At 45.3% G+C, this 11,571-nt stretch carries 8 protein-coding genes and 1 tRNA gene; all 9 read left to right on the top strand.

From position 1 onward, the window contains the following. Positions 1-65 precede the first annotated feature (65 nt). Positions 66-136 (top strand) — tRNA-Gly (locus ABRS97_RS25830). A gap of 299 nt (positions 137-435) precedes the next feature. Beyond that, positions 436-3,222, top strand: a complete 2,787-nt coding sequence (ppc, locus tag ABRS97_RS25825) for a phosphoenolpyruvate carboxylase (RefSeq protein WP_367818775.1) — start codon at positions 436-438, stop codon at positions 3,220-3,222. A gap of 114 nt (positions 3,223-3,336) precedes the next feature. After that, positions 3,337-4,218 (top strand): EamA family transporter, encoded by an 882-nt coding sequence (locus ABRS97_RS25820; protein WP_367818773.1) that lies wholly within the window; start codon positions 3,337-3,339, stop codon positions 4,216-4,218. 45 nt (positions 4,219-4,263) lie between these two features. Next, complete coding sequence (gene sigW / locus ABRS97_RS25815) at positions 4,264-4,842, top strand: RNA polymerase sigma factor SigW (RefSeq protein ID WP_367818771.1); 579 nt, start codon at positions 4,264-4,266, stop codon at positions 4,840-4,842. An 87-nt stretch (positions 4,843-4,929) separates the two neighbouring features. Then, positions 4,930-5,535, top strand: coding sequence for a zf-HC2 domain-containing protein (locus tag ABRS97_RS25810; RefSeq protein ID WP_367818769.1), 606 nt, complete (start codon positions 4,930-4,932; stop codon positions 5,533-5,535). A gap of 174 nt (positions 5,536-5,709) precedes the next feature. Next, complete coding sequence (gene cdaA / locus ABRS97_RS25805) at positions 5,710-6,525, top strand: diadenylate cyclase CdaA (RefSeq protein WP_367818767.1); 816 nt, start codon at positions 5,710-5,712, stop codon at positions 6,523-6,525. Next, the gene (locus ABRS97_RS25800; RefSeq protein WP_367818765.1) at positions 6,518-7,762 is read left to right on the top strand and encodes a CdaR family protein; all 1,245 of its coding nucleotides are present in this window, start codon (positions 6,518-6,520) and stop codon (positions 7,760-7,762) included. Before cdaA ends, ABRS97_RS25800 begins: the two co-directional genes overlap by 8 nt. Before the next feature lie 35 nt (positions 7,763-7,797). Continuing rightward, positions 7,798-9,138: a phosphoglucosamine mutase gene (gene glmM, locus ABRS97_RS25795; RefSeq protein ID WP_367818763.1), complete on the top strand. Its 1,341-nt coding sequence runs from the start codon at positions 7,798-7,800 to the stop codon at positions 9,136-9,138. A gap of 491 nt (positions 9,139-9,629) precedes the next feature. Beyond that, entirely contained in the window at positions 9,630-11,459 is a 1,830-nt protein-coding gene (gene glmS, locus ABRS97_RS25790) for a glutamine--fructose-6-phosphate transaminase (isomerizing) (protein ID WP_367818761.1), read from the top strand. Positions 11,460-11,571 lie beyond the last annotated feature (112 nt).

The raw sequence follows: 11,571 nt of genomic DNA, 5'->3' as shown, positions 1-11,571 counted from the left end.
GCTTGGTAGAGCACCTGCTTTGGGAGCAGGGGGTCGCATGTTCAAATCGTGTCGTCCCGATACGTGCGGGTGTAGTTCAATGGTAGAACTCCAGCCTTCCAAGCTGGTAGCGTGGGTTCGATTCCCATCACCCGCTTAATGAAAAAGACCACCGATAAGGTGGTCTTTTTCTATCTTCAAGAGATGGAGTTACAGAGATCAGTTGGGTACTGCATACATAAAAAATTGTAACGGTAGAAGGATATAAACATTGAACCGAAAAAAGGTCTAAAGAACATACATAAATTACCACGGCCTAAAATGGGTCTTTTTTTATATTTACTCTATGTGCAGAGAGTGGAATGTGGTAAAATATTCTGAAATGAGTTTTTCTAAGTGTTAACTTTTGTAGAGAGAAGCTTTAATGTAACATAGTGAATAGATGAGGTGGAGAGTATGTCAGAGAACGGAAACAGCTTACAGAAGCAATCAACGAACAACCTGCTTCGCAGGGATGTACGCTTCTTGGGGCACATATTGGGCGAGGTTCTTGTCCATCAGGGCGGGAATGAACTACTCGATGTTGTTGAGAAAATTCGTGAGATGAGTAAATCGTTGCGAGCACACTATGTACCCGAGATATATGAGGAGTTTAAGAAGACGATCTCTTCTTTAGCTCCTGAGAACCGACATCAAGTTATTCGTGCATTCGCGATCTATTTCCAATTGGTGAATATTGCGGAGCAGAATCATCGTATTCGTCGTAAAAGGGATTATGAGCGTTCTTCGGGTGAAATTATTCAACCTGGTTCGATTGAGAGCATCGTACAAGAGCTCAAGAGCAATAATATTCCCTATGAAGAAGTACAGGAAATTCTGCAAGCTATTTCTCTTGAACTTGTAATGACTGCACACCCAACGGAAGCTATGCGTAGAGCTGTGCTCGACGTGAACTTGCGTATCTCCGATGATATGATGAAGTTGGATAATCCTATGCTTACGCCTCGTGAACGCGAGCAGCTTCGAGAAAAGCTCCTGGGTGAAGTTCTTAACCTGTGGCAAACGGACGAGCTTCGTGACCGTAAGCCTACGGTAATCGATGAAGTGCGTAATGGATTGTATTATTTTGACGAAACTTTATTCGATGTATTGCCTGAGGTATATCACGAGCTAGAGCGTTGTTTGAGTAAGTATTATCCACAAGTAACATGGCATGTGCCGTCTTTCTTGAAATTCGGTTCATGGATTGGTGGAGACCGTGATGGAAATCCGTCTGTTAAAGCCAATGTGACTTGGGAAACGCTCGGACTGCACCGCCAACTGGCTCTTCAGAAATACGAAGAAATTCTTAAAGAAACTTTGGAGCACATGAGCTTCAGCAAAAATATTGTGGAAGTTAGCGATGCTCTTCTTGCATCCATTCAGAGTGACCGTGAGGCGTTTGGAAACATTCAAGATGTATGGCGCAATGAGAAAGAGCCATATCGAATTAAGACTACTTATATGATCGAGAAGATTCACCACACAGGAAATCCTAATGTGCCATCTACTCAGAAATATAACAGCCCTGATGAGTTCATTTCTGATCTGCAAATTATTGATGCAAGCCTGAGAAATCACTTTGCTGAGTATGTGGCTGACAAATATATTAAGAAAATAATCCGTCAGGTTGAATTGTTCGGATTTCATCTGGCTGCGCTGGATATTAGACAGCATAGCAAGGAACACGAAAGTGCAATGACTGAGATTTTGTCGAAAATGGGTATAGTTGCTGACTACAGTCAGCTGTCAGAAGATGAAAAGGTTAGACTGTTAACGGATCTGTTGAATGATCCTAGACCAATTACCTCTATTTATCTGGAGTATTCAGAAGGAACAGAAGAATGCTTGGATGTTTACCGCACGGTTGGACGCGCTCAAAAAGAGTTTGGCCGCAACTGCATTAACAGCTACCTCATCAGTATGAGTCAAAGCGCTAGCGACTTGTTGGAGGTTCTGGTTTTTGCTAAAGAGGCGGGCTTATATCGTAAAGAGAGCGATGGCAGCGTTACGTGTACAATTCAATCTGTACCACTCTTTGAGACGATTGACGATTTGCACGCAGCTCCAGACATTATGAGCACACTGTTATCCATTCCTGCTTACAAAGCTAGCCTAGATCCTGTTACTCAACTGCATGAGATCATGCTGGGGTATTCGGATAGTAATAAAGACGGCGGCGTTATTACGGCGAACTGGGAGCTCCGCATGGCGCTTCAAAATATTACGGAAACGGCGAAACAATTCGGTGTGAAGCTGAAATTTTTCCATGGTCGCGGTGGTGCGCTTGGTCGTGGCGGTATGCCGCTTAACCGCAGCATCCTGGCTCAGCCTGTCGAAACGCTAGGTGGCGGTATCAAAATTACGGAGCAAGGCGAAGTACTGTCTTCCCGCTATTCCTTGCAAGGAATTGCTTACCGAAGCTTAGAGCAAGCGACTTTTGCATTGATTACGGCGTCTAAATTATCGCGTTCACCACAAAGAGACCCACGGGAAGAGAAGTGGGAGAGCATAATGCGTGGTATTTCTGAACAAGCGCAGACGAAGTATCAGGATCTGATTTTCCGTGATGAAGATTTTCTAACTTTCTTCAAAGAGTCTACTCCGCTACCGGAAATTGGCGAGTTAAACATTGGTTCACGGCCTTCCAAGCGTAAAAATAGTGATCGTTTTGAAGATCTGCGCGCAATTCCATGGGTATTCGCATGGACGCAAAGCAGATACTTATTGCCAGCTTGGTATGCAGCGGGCACAGGCCTTCAAAGCTTCTACCAAAGTCAGGCAGGAAATCTTGAAACATTGAAAGAAATGTATGCAAACTGGTCGTTTTTCTCCTCGATGATTGACAATCTGCAGATGGCTCTTGCAAAAGCAGATCTCCTGATTGCTAAAGAATATGGCAGCATGGTCACGAAATCGGAAATTGCTGAGCGTATCTTCGGCCTGATCAGGGAAGAATATGAGTTGACTTCTTCAATTATTTTGCAAATTACAGGACAACAAGAAATTTTGGATAATGTTCCAGTTATTCAGGAGTCCATTCGTCTTCGTAATCCATATGTAGATCCATTAAGCTATATGCAGGTGGAACTGTTAACAGAGCTTCGTGCATTACGCGATAATAATGAAGATGATTCGGCGCTCTTAAGAGAAGTGTTACTTACTATCAACGGAATAGCCGCAGGGCTTAGAAATACGGGCTGATTACTAAGATAACAGCGGAGAAGCAGGATGAGAGAGTCGAGGGCCTTACTTTGAAGGCTCTCGGCTTTTCCTTTCATTTTCACAGGTGCCCATAGACGGGAGATGTTAAGCAGCATGGGGCGATGGTTGGCGATAGTCCTTGTTATTGTTGGAGCATCCAGTTACGGATTGCTTTCCTCTTTTATTAAAATGTCTTATGATCAGGGTTTTGGAGATGGTCAGATTACACCTGCTCAAATGACGATGGGAACATTATTTGTATGGGTGCTTATTCTTTTTCACAAAAAGTCTTGGGTGAACCCTTTCAAAGGGCCATGGATAAAATTAGGGCTGATTGGTATATTCGGACTAGCACTCACGACAGTCTTTTATAATATTGCTTTATCCGAACTTAATGCGTCCTTGTCTATTATTTTATTGTTTCAGTTTACATGGATGACCATAGCCATGGATTGCATCATGAAGCGTAGACTGCCGCGGAAGGCCGAAGGCTATGCCATCGCTTTAATAATGCTAGGTACAGCGTTCGCTGTGAATGTGTTTGGAATGGATTGGCATCAATTTAGTTTGGCAGGGCTTTTCTATGGATTATTGTCAGCTCTAACGTACAGCCTTTTCCTTTTTGCGACAGGGCAGGTGAAGAGTTCTCTCCCGCCATTAATGAACTCAGCAGTCATGTTGACTGCGGCAATGCTTGTCATGTTTATATTGTATCCACCGACTGTATTCTTTCAGGAGAATGGGGGAAACTTGCTGCTTTGGGGGCTTTTGCTGGGGTTTCTTGGACAGGTCGTGCCGACGATTTCATTTAATATGGGCATTCCTCGGATCGGGAGTACGCTTGCAGCCATGCTTGGTTCTGTCGAGCTTCCGGTTGCGGTCATTGCTGCCTTTTTAATACTTGGGGAATCTGTGCAGGGCATGCAGTGGTTAGGGATGGGATTCATACTTGTTGGTATAATTATTTCTGAATACAAAAGCGGAGCAGTTACGTAAGAATGAAATAAGGATTTAATTGTCAAGAAGCCGGAGGATATCGAAGTGAATTTTGTAGAAGCACGTCTGGCGAAGTTGGCTAGGACTGGGGATCGAAACGCTTTTGCAGAGCTTGTAGAGCTCTATAAGGATAAGATCTTTCACTTGGCCTATCGTATGTTAAATAATAAGCAAGAGGCTGAGGACGCCGTACAGGAGACGTTCTTGCGAGTCTATTCGAATTTGCACCGTTACGATGAGAATCAGAAGTTCTCGACGTGGATTTTCCGGATTGGAACGAACTTATGCATTGATAAATTGCGGAGAAGAAAGAACACCTACTCGCTGGACGCAGAGATGCCGGATGGAGAGGGAAACGATTATTATTCAATGCTTCCCAGCCATGAGGAAACGCCTGAAAAGCAAGTGATTGTATCCGAAACACAGCAGTTAATTCGTGATGCGATTGAAACGCTGCCTGAGAAATACAAGTCGGTTGTCATCCTGCGCTATTTGCATGATATGTCGCTGCAGGAGATCGGAGATGTTCTTCAGATGCCTGTCACAACGGTCAAAACCCGGGTACATCGAGGGCGGGAGTACTTACGCAAAAAGTTAGAGCAAGAGGAACATGTTACCATCTAAATTCCTGTTCGAATGTGAAACATAATTGAAATTCAAACGTATGGTATACCACAATACGCAAAAGTTAAAGAAAGGGGTGGGTGAACGATGAATTGTAAGGAAGCCCTCCCGCTCATGCACGAATATCTTGATGGTGATTTGCAAGGATCTGAAGCTCTTGAGTTGAAGGAGCATCTGATTGCTTGTACGGCGTGCCATGCCTTGTTCAGAGATTTGGAGAGAACGGATGCGATTGTAAGATCGCTGCCTCCTGTCAGTGTACCTGACACTTTGACTGCGCAAATAATGAGCGGACTTCCACCGGTGAAGAAAAGAAATACGTGGATGGACTGGATTCGCAAGCATCCGGCTGTATCTGTGGCCGTTATTTTCGCAGCTGTTATGTTCGGAAGTTTCATGTCGATGTGGAACGATGATAAGAATTTGATGGTAAAGGGCAGCGATCTCCAGGATGTCGTCATTCAGGGAGACACGGTCACAGTGCCGCAGGGTCATACCGTTAACGGAGATCTTGTCGTACAGCGAGGAAAGCTGAAGGTGGAAGGCGATGTAACTGGAAACCTGATTGTCATTGATGGAACGCTAAATCTGGCATCAACCGCCCATATTTCCGGACAGGTCACACAAGTTGATGAAGCGCTGAGCTGGGTTTGGTATAAGCTTGGGGAATTCGTTGGGATGCTGTCGAACTGAATGGAAGGTCCTCTGTCTGGCTGATGCTGGCAGGGGGCTTTTATTTTTATGAAAATGAACCGATACAAGGTATAGAGCGTCAGGATGGAGAGACAAATAGAACTATAGCGAGTAATATGGTATGATTCATATTAAAGAGAGATCAATGTGTGCGTTGTTGGGGGAGAATAAAAAATGGACTTACTCACTAGCATCTCGTTTAAGGATATCATCGATATTCTGATCGTTAGCTATGTGATCTATAAGCTAATCCTGATCGTTCGCGGGACAAGGGCCATTCAATTGATGAAAGGGATTCTTGTCGTAGTGGTCACTTGGGCCCTCAGTATATGGTTTAAGCTGAGCACGCTGCAGTGGATGATGAACCAGACTCTGACATTCGGGGTACTGGGTATCATCATTATTTTTCAACCTGAGCTAAGGCGGGCTTTGGAGCAGTTGGGGCGCGGGACGCTGTTCAGCAGATCGTCATCTGAGGAAGACCAAGATGTCAATAAGCGGATCGGCGAGGTTATTCGTGCTGCGAACTATTTGGCGAAGCGGAAGATCGGTGCGTTAATCGTTTTCGAGAAAGAAACAGGGCTTACCGACTATGTAGAATCCGGTATTGCAATAGAAAGTAAAATCAGCGCGGAGCTTTTAATTAATATTTTCATTCCCAACACCCCGCTGCACGATGGGGCTGTTATTATGCGCCAAAATATATTGATGGCGGCTGGATGCTATTTACCACTGTCTGAAAATCCATTTATCAGTAAGGAACTTGGTACCCGGCATCGCGCGGCAATTGGCATGAGCGAGGTTTCAGATGCCATGTGCATCATCGTGTCCGAGGAGACGGGGCAAATTTCATTGACGATGAACGGACATATCGTCCGGGATATAAAAGAGGAATCGTTAATCGCGAAGCTGTTCGAAGAACTTAAACCAAAGGCGAAGGCAAAAGAAAAGAATCCTTTCCTGAAATGGAGGGGACGTTCAAATGGATAAATGGCTGCGTAATACCAACGTGGTTCGCATTGTCGCGCTTATCATCGGTATTTTCTTGTGGGTTGTCGTCCATCTGGAGGAAACGAACGTAACGGGAAGTTCTCCGCTGAGAGAACGTGTAGAAACAATTAATAATGTTGCGATTACGACGAAATATGATGATAGTCATTATTTCATCTCTTCGATGTCGCCTGCCAATGTACAGGTTGTTCTTACCGGGAAAGAAGCGACCCTCAAGAAAGTTACGACAAACAACACGTATCAAATTCAGCTGGATCTTACACAAGTGGGCAAAGGTGATCATCAACTTGCACTTACCCCTGTAGGTTTTCCGGCGGATGTAGAAGTACAAGTTATTCCGCGGACTGTCAATGTAGTGGTCGAAGAGCTGCAGATGAAAGAGGTGCCTGTCGTCATTAATGTCAAGGGCACGCCGGCAGCAGGCTTAAAGGCTGGACAACCAATTGTAAAACCGAACAAGGTCTACATTACGGCCGCGACAAGCAAGCTTGAACAGATCGAGAACGTGCGCGGCGAAGTATCCGTAGACAAGGCACAGTCAGCTGTAACGAAGCAAGTGAGATTGCAGGCTTTTGATAAGAATGGAAAGGAAATTCAAGTCAATATGAACCAATCGGTTGTTGACGTCGAAGTTCCAATTACGAGTCCGTTCCAAACAATACCTCTTCAAATTAAGCTTAGCGGTGAACCGGCGAAGGGGTTTGCTATCGCTTCAGTAACGCAAAATCCTGAAAAAATTACCGTGTATGGGACGCAAGAAGTGGTAGACCGTCTTGAGTTTTATCAGGGACCGCAAGTGAACGTGCAGGATTTGAAGGAAACGCAAGAATTTTCACTAGATATCCCGCTCAGGAATAAAGTAACTCAACTGGATCCTGCTAAAGTAACTGTAAAGGTTGAAATCGTACCGTCAGTCTCAAAGACGATAGATAACATTCCTATCACGATTATCGGGCAAAACGAAAGTTACAATACGAAAGTTATTGTTCCAGAAGCCGCAAAATTGAGTATTACGGTAGAAGGGGCTCCAGCCCTTATCGATCAAATCAAGACAGAAGACATTCAGGCTATATTGGATGTAAGTAATTTGCCGCCAGGCAAGCATGAACTGAATGTGGCACTGAACTTGCCAACTTATGTGAAGCGCGGGATGCCGCAAGAAGTGAAGGCAACTGTTGAAATCAGCGAGAAAACACCTAAAGTCGCACGTCCTTAAAAGTCGGCTTATAGAAAAAGAGGAGATATTAAAACATGGGGAAATATTTTGGTACAGATGGTGTTAGAGGAGTAGCGAACTCAGAGCTGACACCTGAATTGGCTTATAAAATTGGTCGTTGTGGAGGTTATGTGCTTACGAGGCAGGCTCAGCATCCAAAAGTAGTAATCGGGCAGGATACTCGAATTTCGGGGCCTATGCTGGAAGCTGCTCTTGTTGCCGGATTGTTATCCATTGGCGTGAATGTGATTCGAATTGGCGTTGTTAGCACACCTGCGGTTGCTTATTTGACGAAAAAGCTTGGGGCTCATGCTGGCGTTATGATTTCAGCTTCTCATAATCCCGTTGAGGATAATGGGATTAAGTTCTTCGGAGGCGATGGCTTCAAGCTGTTGGATGAGACAGAGCTGGAGATCGAGCAACTGTTGGATGCTGCTGTAGATGAGCTGCCGCGGCCTGTAGGCGGCGAGATTGGTACGCTTTCCGATGATGCTGATGCGAAATTTGCTTATTTGGAGTTCTTGAAATCAACGGTATCTGGGCCATTCGAAGGATACAAGGTTGTTCTCGATTGCGCGAATGGCGCAGCGTACGAGCTGGCACCGAAGGTGTTCCGCGACCTTGGAGCGGAAGTCATTACCATCGGCGCAGAGCCGAATGGACGCAACATCAATGAAAAATGCGGATCCACACATCCCGAGAAGCTTCGCGAGGAAGTGGTAAAGCATGGCGCAGCCATTGGTCTTGCCTTTGACGGGGATGCGGATCGACTGATCGCGATCGATGAGACCGGAGCCGAGGTTGACGGCGACTATATTCTTAGTATTTGCGGGGATGCGCTGAACCGTGCCGGGAAGTTGAATAACAGCACGATCGTTACAACGGTGATGGCGAATATCGGTTTTTTCAAAGGAATTGAAAAAGCAGGTCTTAAAGGCCTTCAAACGGCAGTAGGCGACCGCTACGTGATGGAAGAGATGCGTAAGGGCGGATACAACCTAGGCGGAGAGCAGTCTGGGCATGTGATTTTCCTGGATTACATCTCAACGGGAGATGGCATTCTGACGGCACTGCAGCTTGTGGATACGATGGTTCAGTCTGGAAAGAAATTAAGTGAATTGAAAAGCATCATGCGCAAATACCCGCAGTTGCTGGTCAATGTACGTGTTGTCGACAAGAGCAAGCTGAAAGATAATGCAATTATCGAAGCGGCTATTCGCAAGGTTGAGGAAGAGCTTGGTGACAATGGCCGAGTGCTTGTTCGTCCCTCTGGAACGGAGTCTTTGATCCGAGTAATGGCTGAAGGTCCTGATAAGGAACAAGTGGAGACGTACGTCCATACCATAGCGAAGGTCATTCAAGAGCAGCTCGTTTAATGCAAAGAAAGCGATCCCCTTTATTGATTTACTATGTGAAGGGGGTCCTTCCATGTATAGATTAGGCATACTCGCAATAAAAAATAAGTTGCAAGCATAAGATAAAATGAATATGATGTAAATGTGTTTTCAAAAGTTTTCATTACTCTAGAAGGAAAGGCAGGGTAGAGGTTGATTAGCAACAAAAGCGCCAGAACTCGCAAGCGGTACGGAAAAGTAGGGTGACTACTACGCGGTGAGTTGACGAGGTGAAGGTGTTCGAAACATTCGGCGGGGACCTTCCGGTACGAGGAGTGCCGTTAAGTTGGAGAGTAAAAACGCTTAGGCGACTGAGCTGACAAGTATCCAACATCTTTTTTTAGTTAAATAAGACCTTATTGAACGTAAATATATATGATTTAGACGGTTTAGTTGTATTGCAAAAAAAGAACAGATCTTTGACAAAAAGCACTCTGGTAAAGAGGCTTATAAAACTACGGAGGTACTACACTATGTGCGGAATCGTTGGATACATTGGTAAGCGTAATTCTCAGGAAATTCTTTTGGAAGGACTCAAAAAACTCGAGTATCGAGGATATGATTCTGCTGGCGTGGCTGTTTATACAGCAAACGGGCTCCAAATTCAGAAGGCAAAAGGTCGTATTGCCAATCTCGAATCAAAGCTGGAGGAAGCCCCTTTGAGCGGAAGCGTTGGTATCGGACATACGCGTTGGGCGACACATGGCAAGCCGTCTGATGTGAATTCCCACCCGCATACGGACAATTCGATGAAATTCTCTGTTGTGCATAACGGAATTATTGAAAATTATATTTCTTTAAAAGAGGAATTAATCGAGAAAGGCCATGTGTTTGTTTCGGAGACGGATACAGAGGTCATCTCTCATCTGGTAGCTAGTCTGTATGAAGGCGATATTCTCAAAGCTGTGCAAAAAGCAGTGAAACGGATGACTGGGGCATTCGCACTAGGCGTTCTGACTGAGTTTGAACCAGACCGTTTGGTTGCAGTCCGTCAAGCTAGTCCTCTGATCATCGGTATTGGTGAAGGAGAGAACTTCATTGGTTCCGATATCCCGGCTATTTTGGAGTATACGCGCAATGTATTTATTTTGAATGACGGCGAAATGGCGCTTTTGACCCGAGATGGTGTCGAATTGATGACGCTCGAAGGTAATTTTATTTCCCGGGAAATGTTTCATGTCGACTGGGATATCGTTACAGCAGAAAAAGCCGGTTTTGATCATTTTATGTTGAAAGAGATTCACGAGCAGCCTAAAGCGTATCGCGATACGATGGGCAGCCGTATTTCGACGGATGGTACCCAGGTTACGTTGAATGAACTTACGATTTCTGCGGAAGCTATTCGCAACATCAGCCGTGTTCATATTGTGGCTTGCGGAACAGCCTTTCATGCTGGAATGGTCGGGAAATATGTGATTGAGAAGCTGGCGCGTATACCGGTTGAAACCGATGTGGCGTCCGAGTATCGTTATCGTTCACCGATTATTACGAAAGATACGCTTGTTATCGTAGTAAGCCAATCGGGCGAAACTGCAGATACTTTGGCAGCGCTGCGTGAAGCAAAGCGTTGTGGCGCGCATGTTCTTGCGATTACGAATGTCGTAGGAAGTTCAGTCGCACGCGAAGCGAATGATATCATTACGACATGGGCGGGTCCTGAAATTGCGGTAGCTTCGACGAAGGCATATACATCGCAATTGATCGCATTTTACTTGTTGGGGCTGCACTTGGCCCAAATTTTGGGTACGCAAACGGCGGCAGAGATTCAGGAAACCATTGCTGCTTTGAAGGAACTTCCTGCGCAAGTTGAATCCATCTTAGAGCAGGCGGAAGCGATTAAAGTGGTTGCTGAAGAAATGGCTAAGCATGACAACCTCTTCTTCATCGGTAGAGGACTCGATTACGCGGTTGCGTTGGAAGGTTCCTTAAAGCTGAAGGAAATTTCCTACATTCACTCTGAAGCTTATGCTGCGGGTGAATTGAAGCATGGTACGCTGGCTTTGATCGAAGAGGGTATTCCAGTTATTGCGTTGGCTACTCAACATAAGCTGCTGGAGAAAACCGTCAGCAACATTAAAGAAGTAAAAGCACGCGGTGCCAACGTGCTGGGCATCGCCGTGGAAGGCGAGCTGGAGCTTCAGAAATCGGTCGACAGCACCTTCGTGATTCCGAAGACGCTGGATGTATTGGCGCCGGCACTGGCTGTCGTGCCATTGCAGTTATTGTCTTATTACGCGTCGTTGGCGCGCGGAAATGATGTCGATAAACCGCGTAACTTAGCGAAGAGCGTGACAGTGGAGTAGGTATAGAGGTGTGCAAGTCCCGATACTATCAGAATTGATATATCGGGGCTTTTTTTATGTAACAACAAGGATCAAATCGAATATTTCTTTTGCGAAAATGGGATTGAAAGGA

It is taken from the genome of Paenibacillus tabacirhizosphaerae, assembly GCF_040812395.1.
Taxonomy (GTDB): Bacteria; Bacillota; Bacilli; order Paenibacillales; family NBRC-103111; genus Paenibacillus_E.
Note: the sequence above shows the minus strand (reverse complement) of the source record. Positions and strands in the feature narration are given on the sequence as shown.